At 55.6% G+C, this 20,475-nt stretch carries 20 protein-coding genes; 4 read left to right on the forward strand and 16 right to left on the reverse strand.

Features of this window, described 5'->3' with window-relative positions:
• Positions 1 to 81: 81 nt before the first annotated feature.
• Positions 82 to 1,887, forward strand: a complete 1,806-nt coding sequence (locus BKA12_RS04835) for an HNH endonuclease signature motif containing protein (RefSeq protein WP_183641105.1) — start codon at positions 82 to 84, stop codon at positions 1,885 to 1,887.
• A 17-nt stretch (positions 1,888 to 1,904) separates the two neighbouring features.
• On the opposite strand, the gene BKA12_RS04840 is transcribed toward BKA12_RS04835, so the two are convergent.
• Both BKA12_RS04840 and coaE read right to left on the reverse strand, forming a co-directional pair.
• A complete protein-coding gene (locus tag BKA12_RS04840) occupies positions 1,905 to 2,246 on the reverse strand; it encodes a DUF2975 domain-containing protein (RefSeq protein ID WP_183641107.1) in 342 nt (113 codons plus the stop codon).
• Complete coding sequence (gene coaE / locus BKA12_RS04845; protein WP_271395106.1) at positions 2,243 to 2,896, reverse strand: dephospho-CoA kinase; 654 nt, start codon at positions 2,894 to 2,896, stop codon at positions 2,243 to 2,245. Before coaE ends, BKA12_RS04840 begins: the two co-directional genes overlap by 4 nt.
• 17 nt (positions 2,897 to 2,913) lie before the next feature.
• Here coaE and BKA12_RS04850 point away from each other — a divergent pair, with 17 nt between their 5' ends.
• Both BKA12_RS04850 and BKA12_RS04855 read left to right on the forward strand, forming a co-directional pair.
• Positions 2,914 to 3,615, forward strand: a complete 702-nt coding sequence (locus BKA12_RS04850; RefSeq protein WP_183641109.1) for an IMPACT family protein — start codon at positions 2,914 to 2,916, stop codon at positions 3,613 to 3,615.
• Positions 3,615 to 4,868 carry a class I SAM-dependent methyltransferase gene (locus BKA12_RS04855; protein ID WP_183641111.1) on the forward strand — a complete coding sequence of 418 codons (1,254 nt, stop codon included), beginning with the start codon at positions 3,615 to 3,617 and terminating at the stop codon, positions 4,866 to 4,868. The genes BKA12_RS04850 and BKA12_RS04855 overlap by 1 nt, the downstream gene beginning before the upstream one ends.
• Here the strand turns inward: BKA12_RS04855 and BKA12_RS04860 are convergent.
• From BKA12_RS04860 to polA, 6 genes are all read right to left on the reverse strand, one after another.
• The gene (locus tag BKA12_RS04860; protein ID WP_183641113.1) at positions 4,865 to 5,419 is read right to left on the reverse strand and encodes a DinB family protein; all 555 of its coding nucleotides are present in this window, start codon (positions 5,417 to 5,419) and stop codon (positions 4,865 to 4,867) included. The two genes, BKA12_RS04855 and BKA12_RS04860, sit on opposite strands and share 4 nt — an antisense overlap.
• A gap of 197 nt (positions 5,420 to 5,616) precedes the next feature.
• Positions 5,617 to 7,092, reverse strand: a complete 1,476-nt coding sequence (gene rpsA, locus BKA12_RS04865) for a 30S ribosomal protein S1 (RefSeq protein ID WP_183641115.1) — start codon at positions 7,090 to 7,092, stop codon at positions 5,617 to 5,619.
• Positions 7,093 to 7,320: 228 nt separating this feature from the next.
• The gene (locus BKA12_RS04870; RefSeq protein ID WP_183641117.1) at positions 7,321 to 8,346 is read right to left on the reverse strand and encodes a hypothetical protein; all 1,026 of its coding nucleotides are present in this window, start codon (positions 8,344 to 8,346) and stop codon (positions 7,321 to 7,323) included.
• Entirely contained in the window at positions 8,343 to 9,038 is a 696-nt protein-coding gene (locus BKA12_RS12360; protein WP_183641119.1) for a DUF6318 family protein, read from the reverse strand. The genes BKA12_RS04870 and BKA12_RS12360 overlap by 4 nt, the downstream gene beginning before the upstream one ends.
• Before the next feature lie 201 nt (positions 9,039 to 9,239).
• Positions 9,240 to 10,589 (reverse strand): GNAT family N-acetyltransferase, encoded by a 1,350-nt coding sequence (locus BKA12_RS04880; RefSeq protein WP_183641121.1) that lies wholly within the window; start codon positions 10,587 to 10,589, stop codon positions 9,240 to 9,242.
• Positions 10,590 to 10,734: 145 nt separating this feature from the next.
• Positions 10,735 to 13,401, reverse strand: coding sequence for a DNA polymerase I (gene polA / locus BKA12_RS04885; RefSeq protein ID WP_276510711.1), 2,667 nt, complete (start codon positions 13,399 to 13,401; stop codon positions 10,735 to 10,737).
• A 73-nt stretch (positions 13,402 to 13,474) separates the two neighbouring features.
• Between polA and BKA12_RS04890 the strand changes: the two genes are divergently transcribed.
• Positions 13,475 to 14,014 carry a hotdog fold thioesterase gene (locus tag BKA12_RS04890; RefSeq protein ID WP_183641125.1) on the forward strand — a complete coding sequence of 180 codons (540 nt, stop codon included), beginning with the start codon at positions 13,475 to 13,477 and terminating at the stop codon, positions 14,012 to 14,014.
• Positions 14,015 to 14,130: 116 nt separating this feature from the next.
• On the opposite strand, the gene prfB is transcribed toward BKA12_RS04890, so the two are convergent.
• The 8 genes from prfB to BKA12_RS04930 all read right to left on the reverse strand — a co-directional run bounded on the left by prfB (position 14,131) and on the right by BKA12_RS04930 (position 20,374).
• A complete protein-coding gene (gene prfB, locus BKA12_RS04895; protein ID WP_183641127.1) occupies positions 14,131 to 15,249 on the reverse strand; it encodes a peptide chain release factor 2 in 1,119 nt (372 codons plus the stop codon).
• 189 nt (positions 15,250 to 15,438) lie between these two features.
• Positions 15,439 to 15,915, reverse strand: a complete 477-nt coding sequence (locus tag BKA12_RS04900) for a hypothetical protein (protein WP_246361603.1) — start codon at positions 15,913 to 15,915, stop codon at positions 15,439 to 15,441.
• Positions 15,912 to 16,340, reverse strand: coding sequence for a hypothetical protein (locus tag BKA12_RS04905; RefSeq protein ID WP_420826520.1), 429 nt, complete (start codon positions 16,338 to 16,340; stop codon positions 15,912 to 15,914). Before BKA12_RS04905 ends, BKA12_RS04900 begins: the two co-directional genes overlap by 4 nt.
• On the reverse strand, positions 16,340 to 16,768 hold the full coding sequence (locus BKA12_RS04910; protein WP_183644576.1) for a TadE/TadG family type IV pilus assembly protein: 429 nt from the start codon (positions 16,766 to 16,768) through the stop codon (positions 16,340 to 16,342). Before BKA12_RS04910 ends, BKA12_RS04905 begins: the two co-directional genes overlap by 1 nt.
• 24 nt (positions 16,769 to 16,792) lie before the next feature.
• Positions 16,793 to 17,026 carry a hypothetical protein gene (locus BKA12_RS04915; RefSeq protein WP_183641130.1) on the reverse strand — a complete coding sequence of 78 codons (234 nt, stop codon included), beginning with the start codon at positions 17,024 to 17,026 and terminating at the stop codon, positions 16,793 to 16,795.
• A 335-nt stretch (positions 17,027 to 17,361) separates the two neighbouring features.
• Positions 17,362 to 18,300, reverse strand: coding sequence for a type II secretion system F family protein (locus BKA12_RS04920; RefSeq protein ID WP_183641132.1), 939 nt, complete (start codon positions 18,298 to 18,300; stop codon positions 17,362 to 17,364).
• Positions 18,297 to 19,151 carry a type II secretion system F family protein gene (locus tag BKA12_RS04925; protein ID WP_183641134.1) on the reverse strand — a complete coding sequence of 285 codons (855 nt, stop codon included), beginning with the start codon at positions 19,149 to 19,151 and terminating at the stop codon, positions 18,297 to 18,299. Before BKA12_RS04925 ends, BKA12_RS04920 begins: the two co-directional genes overlap by 4 nt.
• Positions 19,148 to 20,374 carry an ATPase, T2SS/T4P/T4SS family gene (locus tag BKA12_RS04930; RefSeq protein ID WP_183641136.1) on the reverse strand — a complete coding sequence of 409 codons (1,227 nt, stop codon included), beginning with the start codon at positions 20,372 to 20,374 and terminating at the stop codon, positions 19,148 to 19,150. The genes BKA12_RS04925 and BKA12_RS04930 overlap by 4 nt, the downstream gene beginning before the upstream one ends.
• Between the last annotated feature and the right edge of the window lie 101 nt (positions 20,375 to 20,475).

Consider the following 20,475-nt stretch of genomic DNA (forward strand, 5'->3'; position numbering starts at 1 on the left):
TTTTCGCTGAGAGAGGGGAAGTTTTCCACAAAATTCTCCTGTCCTCGCTTTGGGGTTTTGATTGTGGTCAAAGCTGTTTGTATGAATGGTCACGAGAACACGGAGCAGGCCGGTGAAGACTCATCCGAAAACTCATCCGCCCCTGTTGAAGACGCACTGAGCGTCGAGTTGTTCGACGAGCTATTTGCCGCTCTTCGAGATGCGGAGGTAGCTCGCCGCAAAGCTGATGCTGCACTCTTCGGCATCACCGCTGAAATTGTCGAATTGAGCGCGCGCTATTCCTCGCAACTGAACGAACGTGGAATTCCTGACTACGAACGGCTGGCCATCCCTCCCCGACCAGGAATGGTCACCTCCGTGAAGTCCGGAGTGGGCCCCGGCCGGATCGCCGAACTCGCCGTGACGTACCACCTTGCTCAAGAGCTCGAAGTTTCGGAGTACGCCGCAGCCGCACTTATGCGGCACGCCTACACCTCCGTGCACAAGTACCCGTTATTTCATCAGAAGATTGCGTCTGGCGATGTGCCGCGAGGCGCAGTCGAGCACGCGCTAGATGAAATCGACAAGATCACTCCCGAGGTAGTCGAACGTCCGTTGCCTGATGAGTCGGGCGACGTCAGTAGTGAACAAATGGCCGAGTACGAAAACGAGGTTCGACTTGCGGCGGAGCGCGCTGATGGCCTCAAGGAAGGGCTGGCAACGTATCTGGATCCGCGATTTGCGGGAAAGACGGCGTGGCAGGTCAAGAAGCTGGCCGAAAATTGGCGCAAGCGTCATCACCTCAAGACCCCCGCTGCCGCTCATAAGGTCGCTCGAGAGGGTCGATACGTGAATCTGCAAGCGAGTGACGATGGGATGTCATACCTCAACGCATACATTCCCACAGTTGCTGCAGAGGCGCTTCAGCGTCGTCTCGACAAGGCCGTCGAACAATCTCGCGCTCAGGACCGCAAAGATGCACGAACCACCGATGAGATCCGCACCGATGCCTTTCTCAATCTCCTACTGCCGCGCCCAGCAACGCGAAGAGAGCAGACAATTCAAGAGGCAGAAGGGCACGACCCTGAATGGGTCACCGACGACTCCTGGCTCCAGCAGATCACCGCGAACATTGCCGTCTTGATCCCAGCGTCGGTGCTGAGCGAGGGAAATATGGGCTTGGAAGGTTTGAGCAAGCGAGTATCGGCCGAGCGATTTGCAGCCGAGGGTACTGCAAACGAGGGTTCTCCAGCCAAGCATCCTGTCGACGAAGGAGCCGTGGACAAAGGTGCGGTCCATGAACTTGTCGCAGACGAACTCGCCGCGGACCAACTCGCAGTGGACAAGTCGGGGCTTCCCGGGATGGACATTGAACGTTCAACTCTTTTGGACCATGAAATATCGCGAGCTACTAGTACTTTGCCGCAGGTTGCCTCTGTCTGGGCCGAAGGAGAACGATTTGGTGCTATCGACCCCGAGTCAGCGCGCGAACTCGCCCGACGCGCAAAGGTATGGCGCAGGCTGATCACAGATCCACTAACTGGCACGATTCGCGATGTTGATACGTACCGACCCTCGCGGGAACAACGAGAAGCGCTGGTATGGAGAGACCGATATTGCCGCATACCTGGTTGTCAGCGACCCGGCAGATCCTGCGACGTCGACCATGTCCAAGAATTTCAGGATGGCGGACAGACAACCCTCGAGAACCTCACGCTGCTGTGTCGAAAACACCATCGGCTCAAGTCTCTAGGACACCTGCGAATCAGATTTACCGAGAATGGTGAACTACGAGTGACTGATCGTTTTGGACTCAGCGTGGTTAGCGTGCCCTGGGAATCTGCCAACGCCGGTGGTTCGAAGGTCTTTCAGCGTCAAAGAATGAGCTCGCGAAATGAGGCCGCATAGCGGCTTCGACAGGACACTTAACGCGAACGCCTTTTCGAGCCCTTCGGGTTGAGGAGAGGCCCTTCTGAGAGACGTTCCATCGTGGCGCCTGCCAGACTCTGCGCAAAGGTCAAGGCACTGGCGACAGCAAAAATGAGTCCAAGACCAGCCAAGATTGCGCTCAGGTAGACGGTGATGGAGTAAGGTCCTGGCCCACCGACGAATTCGGCTCTTCCTCCGAGAAAGAGCCAGAAGATGAGTGCAATGGCCCAGCAAACAGTCATCGCTGTGGCGAAGCGGCGGACCCACTTCATGCTGGTCAGCTTGTAAGGTCCCGGCGCATTATTACGACCGGGCACTACTGGTTGCTGCTGGCTCACGCGCCTTGGCTCCTTGTTTTCGACGTCTCTAAATATTCAACAACGTGTTGGTTCCAAAAGTCGTCAACCTGTTCCAGCAGAGACTCAATTGTCGTGGAATTGTCCAAGACGACGTCCGCGACTTCGGCTCGCTCGGCGTCTGAGGCTTGAGCTTCAATCCGAGACAGCGCTGCATCGCGTGTCATCCCGCGGTCCTCGACCATACGTCGGATTCGCTCCTCGAGTGGTGCCTGGACTACGAGCACCTTGTCGAAATTCTTTGCCTGCCCCGTCTCAACAAGAAGTGGAATGTCTTGGACAATCACCGATCCCCTTGGAGCTTCGGCGATCCGTCGAGCCGACTCGGCACGCACTCGCGGATGAACAATTGAATTGAGAGCTTCGCGTTTCTGCTCATCGGCAAAGATCAGTGCACCGAGCGCAGGACGATTTAGGTCTCCGTTCTCAGTGAGAATGTCCCGTCCGAAAACTTCAGCGATCTCTGCCAGCCCTTCGGTGCCCTTCGCCACGACCTCACGAGAAAGCTGGTCAGCATCAATGAGAACAGCCCCGAGTGACTCGAGATAGCGAGCGACAACAGACTTACCGGAAGCGATGCCACCGGTAAGGCCGATCATCAAGGGTTTCTGAATCTGAGATTCGGTATTCACTCAATAGACTCTAAGGCATGTCTTCTTCGAATCTTCCTGCAAGTGCGAACCTGTACTGGGTTCCGAAAGCCTACGAAGAAGTGGTCCATGAGATTGAGATCAAGCGGTCACGCTTCATTGCGTACGCAAACAGGATCGATAGTCCGGAAGATGCGAAAGACATACTTGAATGCTTGAGGCGCACCCACTTCGACGCACGGCATCATTGCAGTGCGCTCGCAATCGGCCCGCGCCGAGAAGTGCAACGAAACTCCGACGACGGAGAGCCTTCAGGCACTGCCGGCGTTCCTATGATGGAGGCCATCATGCAGCGTGACATGCCGGATGGTTCCAATACCTTGAGCGACGTATCTGTGATCGTTGTTCGATACTTTGGAGGCACTTTGTTGGGCGCAGGCGGGCTCGTTCGTGCTTATTCAGAGGCTGTATCTCGCGTGCTAGATGGAACACCACTGGCAAAACGTGTTCTCATGCAGAAGTTCGTGGTCACCACTAATGCGGCAGATGCAGGTCGACTGAATTTCGATCTGCGGAACCACGGAATCGAAGTCTTGGACACGTCTTACGGTCCTACAAGTGTCGATATTCAAGTCGGTGTTCTCCACCAACCTCAGGCGATATCAAAGCTCCATGAGACCGTCGCCCACGTCACGTCAGGATCCGCAGAAATCACCATGGCTGACTCCGATTGGGTCGATGAGGAAGGACAAGCAGTCTGATGGTTCCTAAACCTACTGATATTGATCTTGACCTCTTTGCCAGCGATATACCGCGTGGCCAAATTTCAATGGTGTTCGATTTCGATTCGCTTCGTCGCTGGCCCGAACCGGAATCGGAAAACTTGCAAGCTCACGATGCCACCGATGAGCTACTACTGGACGCGGCTGAGGTTCTAGGTGCTTTTACCCATGCCCCAATTGATGGTCCTCTCAAGGTCGTCGCGCTCAATGACAATTTCGGTGCACTGGCCCTTCCGATCCAACAATTTGCGGACAAGGGCGCTCTTCCCTGGCGAATCACTTCGTGGAACGATTCGCTCTCCCGTGAGCAAGCATCGAACAGTAACGCCGAAGCATTCGGCCTGCCATCGCCAATTGCAGCGCAACCGAGCTTGCTTGAAGTCTTAAGCGGCGCCGTCGTCATCCTCATTCAGGCGCCACGCTCTCAAAGCGAACTGCGGCAGTTCATCCAAGCAATCCACTCTGCCGCGCATCCGAATGCGTTGGTCCTGATCGGCGCAAGACTCAAATACCTCACGCCCTCCGTCAACGACATATTGGGCGAGTACTTCACCGCGCTTCGCGCTTCCCGAGCTCGAAGCAAGTCGCGAGTGATTGTTGCCAGAGGGAAGAAGCCCACTTCGACAGCTGAATCTGCATTTCCCCTTCATGCGACAGCCAAGGACTTGGCTGGTGTCCCTTTGCAGCTAGCTTCCTACGGGGCCACCTTCGGCGGAACGAATATTGATCCGGGAACCCGATTCTTTCTGGAAACGCTCCCCCGCAAGTTTTCCGAACGAGCGAGCATCACAAACTCGATCGTCGATTTAGGTTGCGGCAACGGCACCATCTCGAGCTACGTACCTCTCAAATTCAAAGAGTTTGTTGGAACGATGATCGCTACCGATTCATCTCGTGACGCAGTGGCCGCCACCGCCGAGACGGCAAAGCGAAATGGTGTGGACAGCAGAGTTGACGTCATTCGGGATGATGCAATGTCTACTTTTGCCCCGGCATCACAGGATTTGATTCTGCTCAACCCACCATTCCATGTGGGGAACACCGTAGACCCGCAGATCGCGCTCAAACTCTTCCGGGCTTCGGCCAGAGTCCTTACCCAAGGCGGAGAGCTATGGTGTGTTTGGAATTCTCATCTTCAGTACAAGCGAGAATTGAATCGAATCGTTGGGCCGACAACAGAGGTTGCGCGAAACCGGAAGTTCACGGTGACTCGTTCCGTACGGCAGGGCTAATCCCCCGTCTGTCCGTCGATTCGCTCTCTAAGGAGATCCGCATGGCCGGCGTGCCTCGCGTACTCCTCGATCATGTGAACCAACACCCAACGGTAGGACATGTCTTCTTGGCCGTTGATAGGCTGTACAACTTGGGCATCCAGATCCGAAGTATCAAGTTGGACCTTCCGCGAAGCATCGACACTCTCGTCATAGAGCGCCATTATTTCTGCTCCCGTATCAGTAGCAGCTGACGACCAGTCCCAGTCAGGATCGTCGTCCCAGGGTGCACTTCGCCATGGCTCCGATGGTTCCTGTCCAAGAAGCCGAAACGAGAACCAATAGTCTTCGACGAATGCAAGATGCTTGAGAAGGCCGCCAAGCGTCATGGTGCTTGGCGAAATAGACTGCTTCAGCGCTTCATCCGATACACCTTCAACCTTCCGTCGAATCACTGCTCGGTAGTAGTCAAGAAACTCCGTAAGCATTTGACGCTCACCTGAGCCGACATTGGGATCAGGTGGCAAATCTGTGACTTTAGGGATCGAGACTAATCCGGTTTCCTGATGCATATCAAGAACTCTGCATCAACGTGAGCGCATCGTCAAAAGCGAATTGAGGCACCATCCGCGCGTGCAAAGTCGAGTACAAGCACATCAAGGTCGGGCCCACCGACAAAAAGTGACCGCTTAAACGATTGAGGGTCACCCGGAAACCGGATGACCCTCAATAGATAATTTGGAAATCTGCCTCAGCGGCAGATCAACAATTAGTTGCCCGTGAGCTTCTCACGAAGTGCTGCAAGTGCCTCGTCAGATGCCAAGGTGCCCTGTTCTGCGGCTGGAGCGTCAGAAGAGTAGCTGGTCTGAGCTGGCTCGGAGGAACCGGACTCAGTCGTAGCTGCTGCTGCATCTTCAGCGAGGTGCTGTGCAACCTGCTTCTTGTGGGATTCCCAGCGTTCCTGAGCCTCAGCGTACTGCTGCTCCCAAGCTGCGCGCTGGGTCTCGAAGCCTTCGAGCCATTCGTTGGACTCTGGGTCGAAGCCTTCTGGGTACTTGTAGTTGCCCTCTTCGTCGTACTCTGCGGCCATGCCGTAGAGAGCTGGATCGAATTCGGTGCCTTCTGGATCGACGCCTTCGTTTGCCTGCTTGAGGGAAAGCGAGATGCGGCGACGCTCGAGGTCAATGTCGATAACCTTGACGAAGAGCTCGTCACCAACGGAGACAACCTGCTCAGCAAGGTCAACGTGGCGAACTGCAAGCTCGGAGATGTGAACAAGGCCTTCGATTCCGTCTTCAACGCGAACAAATGCGCCGAATGGAACGAGCTTCGTAACCTTACCTGGAACAACCTGTCCAAGAGCGTGGGTACGAGCGAAGGTCTGCCAAGGATCTTCCTGGGTTGCCTTGAGGGAAAGCGAAACGCGCTCGCGATCCAAGTCAACCTCGAGAACCTCAACGGTAACTTCCTTGCCAACTTCGACAACCTCAGATGGGTGATCGATGTGCTTCCAGGAGAGCTCGGAAACGTGGACGAGACCGTCTACGCCGCCAAGGTCCACGAATGCACCGAAGTTGACGATGGAGGAAACGACGCCCGGACGAACCTGGCCCTTCTCAAGCTTGTTGAGGAAGGTGGAGCGAACCTCAGACTGGGTCTGCTCGAGCCATGCACGGCGGGAAAGAACAACGTTGTTGCGGTTCTTGTCGAGTTCGATGATCTTGGCGTCGATCTGCTGACCGATGTATGGATCAAGATCGCGAACGCGGCGCATCTCAACAAGCGAAGCTGGGAGGAAGCCACGAAGACCGATGTCCAGGATGAGGCCACCCTTGACAACCTCGATAACGGTGCCGGTAACAACACCATCTTCTTCCTTGATCTTCTCGATGTCGCCCCAGGCACGCTCGTACTGTGCGCGCTTCTTGGAGAGAATCAGGCGGCCTTCCTTGTCTTCCTTGGTAAGAACAAGGGCCTCGACGGAATCGCCGACAGCTACAACGTCATCTGGATCAACGTCGTGCTTGATGGAAAGCTCGCGGGAAGGAATAACACCCTCGGTCTTGTATCCGATGTCGAGCAGAACTTCATCGCGGTCAACCTTGACGACGGTGCCTTCGACGAGATCGCCATCATTGAAGTACTTGATGGTTGCGTCGATGGCGGCGAGGAAGTCTTCTTCGGTTCCAATGTCGTTGACTGCGACTTGTGGAGTACCGGTCTTCTCGTTGGTGGTGATGGTCATGTAGTAGGGGCTCCGATATGGATAGGATTGGTCAGTCGGTAGCCGGAAGTCCCGGCATCCCGAGGTTGGATCATGCATTGTGCACGCGCGCGAAAAGACGCACTTTGTGCCTTTCCAGTCTAGTTACAACTGGCAATACCCGCAAATCGCCAATATCCGCAATTTTCCTGAATTACGACGGCGCAGCTCGCCTCACGCGAGCCGCCGCGGACACTCAAATTGGCAGGCTTAGCCGTCGGTGCAGCCGATAGCTTCTGGATTCGCGATGCAGTCTTCTGCTACTAGGTATCGCTTGGTTTTCCAGACTTCCATCGACTCCGGAGCGCTGGAAACTCGAGCAACTCCGTCGATGGGAATCCAAGGTCCACCATTGACCGAAAACTGGCCCGTGTAGACCGTCGTCAGGTTGATCGGAAATGAACCGGTCTCTTCAAACTGATGCGAAGTTTCGGTCTCAACGTCGAATGGATCGCCACCGATCGCTTCTCCCGGTTTCCATGTCCGACGAGTTGTTCCGTCACCGTAATCCCAGATGTATTCAATGGGGATCGCTCGAACCCGCACGGGCTGCCCGAGAACGGTGGTGTTCAACATCTTCACGCCGGCGTTTGCATAGATATTCGTGTGAGCAGTACGGAGCGTATTTCCACCTGTGTCCAGCTTGATCGTGGAAGGCGGGATAACGAGTCGCTGGAAATCAGCAGCCGTCACCACGATCACGACAGGGGGTGCAGTAGTTCCCGTTGCTCCAGCGTTTCCGCCAGCCGGAGCTGCAGCCGCTGTTGCTCCGCCAGTGCAACCATAAGAACCCGTCTCTGAAGCGACACCAGCAGCATCGATCGAAAGAATCGCGCCGTAGTACTCACCAGGAGGACAAACATCTGGCGCAGCTACCGCGCAGGCAATGCTGATGTTTCCGGAGGAATTATCGGCGCAGAGATGTCGCCAGGTATATGTTTCCTCCGTTCCACCGGCACTTTCGCTCGCTGCCGGTGCACCGGTATTGCCGACTGTATCGACGATGCTGTCTTTGGGTCTTGTGCCAGCTGCACCTGGGGAGACTTGAGTTTGATTCGAAAGGTGTCCACTAACTTCGATGCCGTTATCGTGGGCGACACCACCCCATGAACTATCTCCGTTTTCAGCTACGGAACTGTTTGAAAAAGTGACAGCTATCCCAACGATGAGGATCGAAACCAGAAGAAAACTTAAGAGGCGGTGCGCACGGTTTGGGAGCAATATGGTCGAATTCATTTTTTGTATTCAACGCCAGCGATTGACTTTATGCCCAAGTACTTCCACGAGCCGTTGTCCCAGTATGAATAGGACTCAAAATGATCCTTACTAGCTGGACGATCAGCTTCGGGGACGTGACCGTGACTCTGATAGACCGTACGCGCCCGTTGATCAAGTTCAACAAGTGCATGGATGTAACCGCCTGGTGTCTTATTCATCTGGGTATAAAGCGTGCCGATATGCGCGTCGCCGCCAGTCATCCACGCTTTACGATCTGAAAACTGGTCGATCGACTTTTTTCGTTCCTCACAAAATGCACTGTCTTCAATACAAAGCGCCATCATTTGCTTGGTGTCGCCGGTTTTTTGCGCGTAGTTGTGAACCTCGAACCAGTACCTCGTAAACGCCTCCAGACCCTTAGCCGAATGCTCTTTCGCTTCCTTCGGCATGACAGGCTCCGGAATGTTCTTCGCCGGCGAAGTTGGCGTGGCTTCTTGCGGCGAAGCAAAAGCGGTGCTGGAAGAAGCGGCACTGGATGCAACCCCGGAAGACAAAGCACTCGCGTGACTTGAACCATTCGATGCAGCGCTGGTTGGGTTCTCCCCGTTCGCACTGGCGCTGCACCCGGTCAGGGCCACAGCACCACAAAGTGCAAGTACAGAACCAATAGGCACGAAATTCTTGCTGGCCGCATGTTTTAGAGACGTCACGCGAGCCCCTCCCCTAATTCGGAATCGATGACCCTTTCACGGTATCGGAACCAATTGGAGAAAAAGGAGTTATCCACAGGACATCAAAGAAAGTTCGGAAAGAATCCGCCTGTGAGTTACCTAGAGTTCACCTACGAAGCAACAAACAACTGCGAGTCACTAGCGGCGCATTCTCGCGCCCTAGAAGCAATAGCCAAACGTCTAAAAACCGGTGCTGCAGAACGGACGACGAAGCGTCGACCACATCATGTCCAATTCACGAACAGATCCAGCTACGGAAACAAGCCCAGCCCGAACCAATTGGCTGATGCTAACTTCGCCTAGCAAAAGCGATCCCAAAGCGGATATGTCAAGAGACATATCCGCCTGACGCTCATCGCCAGATTCAAGCGAGACAGTCGCAACGCCATCAAGCACGGAAACGACATAGAACCCCGCCGCATAGTCCAACGAGTCCTGGACAGAAAGGCTGAACGTGCCATCCCGGAGCCAAGAACGTGAAGACAAAGTCCGCGGTACGTCCAGCACGCGCACCCAAAGATCGTGACCCACAGACACGGTGCCCAAAGCTTCGGAATCCTCCAATGCATGGAAGAGTGCCGTATCAACCGGCCCCTTCGGCCACACGACCTTCTCAATCAGATCCATGTTGGTCAGATACCGGAACAGTTCACGCTCGGCCGTATCGCTCGCCGCCACAAGATTTCGGATAGATACCGTCGGCGGCTTCCAGCCCCAGCCGTTGAAGGCGTAGGTGGCTAAGCCCTCCGGCGCACCGGACTCGCCGCGATAGATGAGGGCCCTCAAGGACTTGTTAGGCATCGTGATGTCGTCGCTCCACGCACCGGTCTTGTACTCGCGGTACGACGATTGACGGTCAACGGAACCCGGAGTCGCGGCGTGATAAGCCGCAAAAATCTCAGCAGCAACATCGCCGATCTTCGAAGGGTCCACATTAGAAACAGTTCCTACACGCGGAGCTTTGAAACCCAATCCGCGCGCAGTGCTGAGTTCGTACTTCGCCGCACGCGTCGCGATTCCAAAACCAAACCGCCCGTAAATCACGGATTCCGAGGCCGTCAGAAGAGCGACAGGCCGATCAGCTGCAACAGCCGTCTCAAGACTTTCGCGCATCATAGCTGACAGAATCCCCTGACGCCGATGCGTTGCGGCAACCGTCACTTCGGTAATCAAATGCGCCGGGATCAGCGATTCGCCACCAACGTTGAAGGACTTTTCATAGTGACCGAACGTCGAAATCGGATACGGCCCCGGGTAGGAAAATTCTTCGGCTTCGTGAAAAGCGTCATCGTAGACAGCAATGAATTCCAACGAATCCTTGGACAGCGCAACAGCCTTCCGGCGCATCTCTTCTTGAGAAGGCTGCTTTTCGTGGAACCCGGCGCGCATGGCTCGGATCAGCCCCACGGTTTTCTCGGTAGGTTGCCCATCCGCTTGGAACTCCATACCGAGTTTCTCTAGCCGCAGACCCTCACGGAGCGCTGGCTGAGATGAGTTGTTGGCAAAATCTTGGGTGGTCTTTTCGGTCATTTCTGAAATTTCCTCAATCCTCATCATTCGCAAATCTGCCTACGGAACGGAAGCGGCGGCGTCGTACTGAAAATTTTTGAGCACGACGCCGCAGCTCACCAAAGTGCCCAACCTTAGTTGAAAGCTACCTGCGACGGTAAAGGCTTTAGTGCCCTGCCGCGTTCCAGTTCTTGCCGATTCCAATATGCACTTCGAGCGGAACGGAAATCTCCACGGCATCACCCATTTTGGCGGTGACGATTTCGCGAATCTGTTCCAGCTCGCCTGGTGCAATCTCGAATACCAATTCGTCATGGACCTGAAGAAGCATGCGCGACTTCACTTGCTGCGCGTCAAATTCCTTCTGAATGTGCAACATCGCGAGCTTGATGACATCCGCGGCGGAACCCTGAATTGGCGAGTTCAATGCCACGCGCTCGGCAATTTCGCGAAGCTGGCGGTTGTCGCTCGTGAGGTCCGGAAGATAACGACGGCGGCCCAAGATGGTCTCCGTGTACCCCTCAGAACGAGCCTTCTCAACGCCGGAGCGGAGGAAGTCCCTCACGCCACCGAAGCGCTGGAAGTAGTCCTTCTGCAAAGTGCGCGCTTCGTCGACAGAGATGCGCAGCTGCTTGCTGAGACCGAACGAGCTCAAGCCATACGCCAAGCCGTAGGACATGGCCTTGACCTTGGAACGCATCGCCGGAGTAACCTCGTCAGGCGAAACATTGAACACACGCGAACCCACGAAGCGGTGCAAGTCCTCGCCGGAGCGGAACGCCTCAATCAGGCCCTCGTCTCCTGAGAGGTGCGCCATGATGCGCATTTCAATCTGCGAGTAGTCGGCGGTCAGCAGAGTTTCGTAACCTTCGCCGGCCACGAAGATTTCGCGGATGCGTCGGCCTTCTTCGCTACGCACCGGAATGTTCTGCAGATTCGGGTTCAGCGATGACAAACGTCCGGTCGCTGCAATGGTCTGCCCATACGTGGTATGAATGCGCTTGTCATCGGCGATGGCCTTGGCCAAACCGTCAACCGTCTGCTTCAACTTCGTGGCGTCGCGGTAGTCCATCAAAGCACCCAAGAACGGGTGGTTCGTCTGGGCATAGAGCTCAGTGAGAGACTCAGCGTCCGTGGTGTAGCCGGTCTTGATCTTCTTCGTCTTCGGAAGTTCAAGCTCCTCAAAGAGCACCACCTGAAGCTGCTTCGGCGATCCCAAGTTCACTTCGTGGCCAATCGCCTCAAACGCCCGAGACTTCGCATCGTCAATAACCTTGGTGAAGTCCTTGTTCAGCACCTCGAGCTGCGGCAAATCAATGGCGATGCCTGCCCGCTCCATACGCGCCAGAACGCGAGACAACGGGAGCTCAAGATCATCAAGCAAGCTCGCAGCGTTTCGCTCCGAAACCTGTCCGGCAAGCATCAGGCTCAGTTGACGCACCACAAAAGCGGCACGCGTCGCCTGTGCCGAGTAGTCCTTGGTCTCGAGTCCGAGGTCCAGTTCGCCCTTGCTCTCCGCTTCGGAGAGGTCCAGGGACATCTTCAAGTAGTGCTGAGCAACGTCCGGCAAAGCGTGGCTTCGGCGGTCAGGTGCAATCAGGTACGCGGAGATCATGGTGTCATCCACCACGCCGCCCAAGGTCAAGCCGCGCTCCTGAAGTTGCTTGTACGCGAGCTTGTAGTCGTGTACAGCCTTCTTGTAGCTGGCCGATTCCAATGCAGAAGCAAGAGCCTCATCTGCTGCAGGATCCAAGTCCGCGAGCTTGATGTACGCGAGCTGATCTTCAGACGCAAGGCCCAAAGCAAAAACATCATCCGGCATTCCCGGGTTGTTCTCGGCGGGCGCCTCCGTCACGAGATGCACGCCAATGACGTGGGAGCCCTCGGTGTGGAACCACTGAGAAATCTCATCGGCCGTTGTCAGCGTCTGAGGCTCTGGAAGTTCCTCTTCTTCAACCTCTTCTTCTGGCTCAGTAAAGACATCCCAAATGCGCTTTCGAAGTGAGTTGAATTCCAGCGTGTCGAAGATTTCCTCAATCGCCTCGCGGTTTGGTGCTTCCAGCTCAAGCGCTTCGAGCGACACCGGCAAGTCAAGATCACGCAAGAGATGGTTCAAGCGGCGGTTTCGCTTGACGTTGTCGAGGTGCTCGCGGAGCGAGTCGCCGACCTTGCCCTTGATCTCGTCGACGTTCTCCAGAATTCCTTCGAGTCCGCCGTAGAGGTTGATCCACTTTGCGGCCGTCTTTGGACCCACACCGGGAACGCCCGGAAGGTTGTCCGCAGTTTCGCCAACGAGTGCGGCAAGATCCGAATACTGGTGAGGCTGAACGAAATACTTCTTTTCGATAGCTGCTGCATCCATCGGCGGAATCTGCGAGACACCCTTGGTTGGATACAGAACCGTGGTCTTCTCGGTGATCAGCTGGAAAGCGTCGCGGTCACCGGAAACCACCAGTACCTTCAAGTCTGCAGCCTCGCCAATGGTGGCAAGCGTCGCGATGATGTCGTCAGCTTCATACCCGTCCATCGAAATGGTGGGGATGTTCATGGCCTCAAGAACCTTGCGGATCAGGTCAATCTGGCCCTTGAACTCTTCTGGAGTCTTGTTACGGCCAGCCTTGTATTCGTCATATTCCTGTGAACGGAACGTCGGAGTATCAAGGTCAAAAGCCACGCCGACATAGGTGGGATGATGCTCGCGAATCATGGTCAGCAGCATGGAAATAAAGCCATGCACGGCGTTGGTGTACTGGCCTGACGCGGTTAAGAAACTCTCCACTGGCAAGGCATAGAACGCCCTGAATGCCATGGAATGACCGTCAATCACGATCATTTTCTGTGTCTTCTGGTCCGCTTCTTGAATTTCCGGTTTTGCTACATCACTCACAAGTGCAAGCCTAGTTGTCATGAGCAAGAATCACACGACCGCCCCAGAGGCCAACGAACTTTCGTCTTCGGAGCACGCTTCAGAAGTTTCCACAGATTCCAGTACGACGGCGCAGCATCCGTTCGCGGATCAGCTCACTTACCACGGGGTTCCGGAAGAAATGTGGACCCGGTTCTCAAAGTTCGGTGTGGGCACCCTCGTGCCGAAGCTCGACATTATCTTCAAGGAGATGACCGCGGATCGCGTGGTCGCCACAATGCCCGTTGAAGGCAATACTCAGGTTGCTGGAATTCTTCACGGTGGAGCGAGCGCGGCACTCGCGGAAACCTTGGGTTCTTTCGGCGCAGCACTGCATGTCATGGACCGTGGAATGAACAAGAAGCCGGTTGGCGTGGATTTGAACTCAACGCATCACCGTGCCGGCGTTTCAGGCCTCGTGACCGGCGTCTGCACGCCAATCTTCTTGGGCTCCCGCATCACCACTCACGAGATCGTGATCACCGATGAATCAGGCAAGCGAGTCTGCACGAGCCGCATCACCAACATGCTGATCGACTAAGGCTGATCGACTGAGATAGATCCACTGAGTAGAACTAACGAGATCAACTCAGTCGTCTGCGCCCAATCAGCAGATTAGGCACCCACTCAATGTAGGCAGTCACTCAATGTCGCCGCCTACTCAGCGTCAGCGTTGCGCTGGTTGGCGCGCCAGCGGATGCCTGCGTCGATGAAGTCGTCGATCTCGCCGTCGAAGACAGCCGAGGTGTTACCAACTTCATGATCCGTACGCAGGTCCTTGACCATTTGGTAAGGGTTCAGCACGTAGGAGCGCATCTGGTCGCCCCAGCTTGCCTTCACGTCGCCGGCTAGGGCTTTCTTCTCCGCGTTTTCTTCTTCTTGCTTCAGCAAGAGCAAACGCGACTGGAGCACGCGCATGGCGGCAGCACGATTTTGAAGCTGGGACTTTTCGTTCTGCATCGACACCACGGTGCCCGTAGGGATGTGGGTCAAACGAACAGCCGAGTCAGTCGTGTTCACGGACTGACCGCCAGGACCCGACGAACGGAAGACATCTACGCGGATCTCGTTTTCTGGAATCTCGATAGAGTCCGTTGATTCGATGAGTGGAACTACTTCCACAGCGGCGAAGCTGGTCTGGCGACGTCCCTGATTGTCAAAGGGGCTGATGCGAACCAAACGGTGCGTACCGGCTTCGACAGACAATGTGCCGAAAGCGTAAGGCGCGTTGACTTCAAAGGTGGCGGACTTCAAGCCAGCTTCTTCGGCATAGGACGTATCCATGATTTTCACGCTAAAGCCGTGCTTTTCGGCCCAACGCGTGTACATGCGCAGGAGCATTTCTGCAAAGTCAGCGGCATCGACGCCGCCCGCGCCTGAACGAATGGTGACCACGGCTTCGCGCTCGTCGTATTCGCCGGAAAGCAACGTGACAACTTCCAATTCGGCAAGCGCCTTTTGGAGACTTGTCAGTTCCTTTTCCGCATCACGCAAGGCTTCGTCGTCGTCATCCTCTTCGGAAAGCTCGACCATCAGCTCGACGTCGTCAATGCGCTCTTCGAGCTTCTCAAGGCGTTCGAGCTCCGACTGCCGGTGTGAGAGCTTTGAAGTCACCACCTGAGCGCTGGCCGGATCATCCCAGAGGTTTGGCACGCCAGCCTGAGCGGAAAGTTCAGCGATGTCCGCTTTGATCTTGTCTATGTCTGAGACTGCCAGAATCGATGCGTACGTATTTCGAAGAGCCGCGATCTCCGCGGGAAAATCAATGGAAGCCATGGTCTAACTAGGTTACGCCACTGCCTAGGTGTTTATCACTTAGGTGTTGGTCATGTGGATGTTGCTCACCCAGTGGTTGCCCGCGCAGGTGCAACTCACGCTGGCGATACCCCGCGCAGGTGCAACTCACGCTGTCGATACCCCGCGAAGTTGCGACTCACGCACGCTTTACGTCTGGAAGTTCGCGACTCATTGTTCGAGATGCACTCGCGCATCTGACTCAACGCTGACGGTCACGCCTTCCGGGACAATCCAGTTGACTAGCGGCGGGTGAACTCGAGCGCTGAGTTTAAGGTGCGCGGTGCGCCCGTCCGGACTGGCCGAGGCTTCTTGAATACTCAAACCAGAAAAGTAGGTACCCGCTCTCGTTTGAGAAAGGTACTTAGCAGCGGACTCTCGGACGGTTGCATCTGTCAGTTTGAGGCTTAGATCTCCGCCGCTCAGTTGGACCAGATAGTCATCGGCAGCAGCTGTGGACGCGCCATCGGCGACTCCAAGAAGACGCCTGGCCTGACCGTTGATCTGGGTGGCTGCCAGCATGACGGTCACAGCCAAGAGAGCAACAGCGATCAGACCAATGATCAGCGGTGTCGCTTGACCAGATTCATTGGTACCCACTTCGCCGTTGCAGTGCTCATTAGTGTCCGTCTTTTGGGGTTGCATCATCCGAACCGATCTACTCGGTGCGTTGCCTCTGAGCTGGTGGTCATGACGCTAGCTCCCACACCTTCCGGCAACATCGGCAACGGAACGTTGATATGAACTGAGACTGTGACGGTGCTTCCCGGCTCTAGACATGCTTCTGAACAAGAAATCGACGTGGTCGCATTTTCAGCCGGAACGCCCATATTCGTCAGTGCTGTTGAGACAGCGGAGGAGGCTCGTGCTCTTGCTTCTCCCTCATTTTCTGCGCCAACAAACACCTTGGCTGCGTGATCAGCCGCACCGATAGCCGCGAGTGAGGACGCTTGAAGCTGAGCGACGGACAGAATGACGTAAATGATGGGGATCATCAGACCTATGGAAAGGAAGATGAATTCGACAACAGCCGACCCTTCTTCGTCGTCTCGTAGTCGCTCCGCTAGTGACATCACTCGTACCTGACAGCCTCTCCCACCACGCTGATCTCTCCGCCGACGGAGAAAAACCCCAACAAAGGGAATCCCGCAGAAATGTGAATCTGAAGGCCCGGCTGTCCCCCGACACTGGTTTCTTGGGCCCCGATGTTCGCGGCGAATCCAGATCCGAGCGACGTGCTGAGAAGCTCGCGAGTCCGCTGCGAGCCATCTGAGGCGTTTCGGTCTGCAAGAGTTCCGTAGCGCGCTCCGGTTGCAGCGGCATCCAACATGACGTTTCGGACGTGAAGAACCAGCGTTAGCTGAAGGATTGAGATGAAGAGGGCAATGATGAGCGTGCTTACCATGACGAACTCAGGGATGCTTGATCCCTCTTCATCTCGAATCGCGAGGTGCCTGTCTGCTCGCTTTGCAAAGAGAGAACGAGGAGCCTGAATCTTCATCACGTTTTGGAGCGAACAGGGTGTCTAGCCCAAGCCCGCTACGTTGTCGATGGCCTGGTTGAAGAGCTGGATCAAACGTGGTCCGGCGATGGCCAAGAGACCGGCAACGAGCAATGCGGACATGATTGCCAACATCACCCAGCCCGGCACGTCGCCGCGTTCCTGGGTGCGAACTTCGTTCGAGGTTCCCTCGATAAATACTCGGATAGAAGCAAGTACTGCTAGGAATGCGACTGACAACTTTTGAAACGTAACCATGATGGTCCCCCGTGGTTTCTGATGGTGTGAGAGCAGTAAATTGATGTGGTTTCTGAAGTGGATGCGTGGCGTATTTGCCAGACTTCACGAACCTATCGATCAAAGGTTAAGTTTTGGCAAACTAATAAATAATCTTCGGCAACTAAGTGGTTGGTTCGCGTGAATTATGGGCATTTAGCCATACCCACGCGCTGACGTTCATAGGCTATTGAAGAAATCGAACTCGCGCTTGAGGAACTCTAAAACTGTGGATAAGTCACTTTCCGACTTCGGTTCACTGCCCCTGCGCGTGAAACAGTCCCCCTGCGATGTAGCTAAACAGCATCGGCAACTTCTTAGAAGCTGAAGTCAAACAACGTAATTCCAGGGAAGACCGCGAAGATGACCGTCAGCGGAAGAATTCCGAAGACCACGGGAAAGAGCATGCTGAGCTCCTTCTTGCCGGCCGTTTCCATGAGTTCGCGTTTGGCCGCATCTCGCACATCTTGCGCTTGGTCACGCATGACCTGAGCCAAAGGTGTTCCACGATCAGTGGCCACCAGCATCGCATCGACAAAACGCGTCATGATGTCCTGATCCACACGCTTGGCCATTGATCTGAGTGCTTCACCTAAACCTCGTCCGGACCGAACGTCTGCCAGCACTCTTCCGAACTCTTCAGAAAGTTCGCCGTCGGTGCTTCGCCTGACTCGTTCGAGTGCTCCAAGCGTGGACTCTCCCGCAGCAACGGATAGCGCCATCAATTCGGCGACGTTGGGAAACTGCCCCAGGATCTTCTGGGCGCGGCGAGAAATGGTCTCCCCCAACCACCAGTCCCTGAGCAAGAAGCCGCAGATGGGCAAACCAATGACGAGCACGAGCGAGAGCATCGGGTTGAAGTTCTGATTGGGGACCGAGACGATCGTGAAGAAGATCGCTAGCCCCAGTCCGATGCCTGCCCACATCAACTGCTGGGCACGGAACTCGGAGACTGAAAGTTCTAGTCCAGCCTTTGCGATCCGCCGTTTGAGCTGTTCGCCCATCGGACTTATGCCCGACGACCGGCGAATCAGGTCCTGAACGAATGGGGCAAGAATTCGACCTAGCGGTCCGAATGATCCGCCCACGTCGCGACTGCTGAGCAACGCGGAGTGCATTCTGCCGGCACGAAGTTGGGGTGCGATTCTGTCCGCAAAAGTTGACCGACGGAAGCGTGGAATCCGTGTCAGGAACAGAAACAGACCAGACCCAAGACCAAGACCGCACAGCAGCCCGGCAAATTCGTTTGCGCTCACTTGAGGATCCTTTCCTCGTCAGGCAGTTCGCCAAGTCGGATCATGAGCTGATAGCAGACCACCGAGACAATGAGTCCGCTGATCAGCACCAACCCGCCGAAGCCACTCGAGTAAGCTTCAGCGACTGGCCGTTGAGTGGACATCAACAACAGAACAATCCATGGCGCTGCCACCGAAAGTCTGGCGGCATTCACGGTCCACGACTGACGTGCCTCCAACTCCCCACGCGTTCGAACGTTGTCGCGGAGAAACTGTGCGAGTGTCGTCAGCATGTGTCCCAAGTCGGACCCACCAACCTCACGTGTCAGCTTCAACGCGCTCACGATCTTGTCGGCGACGGGATCAGCAAGACGGATGCGCAGGTTTTCGATCGACGTATCGAAGCGACCGCTCACGCGATAGTCTCGCGCGAACTCGTCAAAGGCTGGCCGCAATGCCACGGGTCCTTGCTCGCTCAGCTGCGATAGCGCCTCTGGCAATGACATTCCTGCTCGGACGCCGGAACGAAGATGATCCACAACGTCCGGCCATACTTCGCGCAGGCTCTTGGTGCGCTGATGTGCCCGCCAATTGACCAGAACCAACGGCAGAGCAGCCCCGAAGATGCCAAAGATCAGTGAAATGAGCGGCGCGCCCGTGAAGATGAAGACCACCAGCATCGTGATGAAGCTGGCGATTCCGCAGGCCATCATGAGCCCAGATGGCGTGACATTGTCCAATCCGGCTCGGAGCAAGAGATTTCGGACTCGTTGGCTCTTTGCACGCGTCGACTCGGGCTGAGGCTCGTGCCAAAAGGACCAATAGACAAGAAACAAACCTAGGCCGAGGGTGAGTCCAAGTAAGGCACTCATGCAGCCTCCCGCAGGATGGAGTTGACGTCATATCCAGCATGAGAGAACTTCTCGATGGGCACGTCCGCAGAGTCCTTGAGGACCAACTCACCATCTTCTCGCCCAAAAATGATGGAGGTTTCGATAATGCCGTTTTCGACTCGTTTGCCCAAGGCCAAGATCTCAGAGATTCGACGTTGTCCCGTCCGCGAGCGCTCACAGTGAATGACTAGGTCAATGCTGGAGGCGACTGTTTGCGTAACGAAGTGAGGCGAGATGTTGTCGCCGGCGAGCAGCGGGAGAGTGCAGATCTTGGTTACTGCGTCGTGTGCACTGTTGGCGTGCACACTTGCCATTCCAGGTAATCCTGAATTCAGTGCGATCAGCATGTCCAAGCTCTCCGCTTCGCGGACTTCGCCAACGATGAGCCGGTCCGGCCTCATGCGGAGGGACTCTTTGACGAGCCGTCGCATGGAGATCTCGCCTTCGCCTTCAAGATTGGGCTGCCTGCACTGGAGGCCCACGACATCTCGAAGGGGCACTTGAAGCTCAAAGATCTCTTCCACGGTAATTACTCGTTCGCGACTTCCGATCGACGCTGATAGGCAGTTCAGCATCGTTGTCTTGCCGGCCTGAGTTGCACCGGACACCAGGATATTGAGCCCGGAAGCTACCGCAGCATCGAGGAAGGCCGCGGCTTGTGGAGTCATTGATCCCAGCTTCACGAGCTGCTTGAGCGAAGCTGCTCGCGCAATGAACTTTCGGATGTTGACTGCCCAGTCCTTCCGCGTGACATCCGGGATGGCGACGTGCAGTCGGGAACCGTCCGGAAGAGCCGCATCAACGAACGGCGAGCTCAGGTCCAGCCGTCGTCCAGAACTCTTGAGCATTCGCTCCACAAGAAGACGTACGTTCTCTTCTTCGAGCCGGATCGACGTCAGCTCGGAGGCGCCGCGCCGTGCGGAGAAGATCTCCTTCGGTGAGTTGATCCAGATTTCTTCAACTTCCGGATCATCAAGTAGTGGTTGGAGCGGCCCAAAACCTGCGACGGAATCAAAGATCAGCTGAATAGTCTGATCAAAGTCGATGATTGGCGGCAGATTGCTGCGGAGCGTGCGCTCTTCGTAGTCCAGGGCAGCTGCCAAGATCAGGGATCGTACATCGTCCGGTTGTGTGAATGGATCCAGTCCGCGCCGACGCAGGATCTCGCGAACTTCCTCTTCCAACCATTCAATTGCTTCCACGTATCCCCCTCGATGGATTACCCGATCGTCGAGCAGCGAGTTCAGACCCGTCACTCGGTGTCACGCTAGATGACTATTTCGGATGCTCTCAACCCCACACA

Origin of the sequence: Neomicrococcus lactis (assembly GCF_014200305.1) — a bacterium.
GTDB lineage: Bacteria > Actinomycetota > Actinomycetes > Actinomycetales > Micrococcaceae > Neomicrococcus > Neomicrococcus lactis.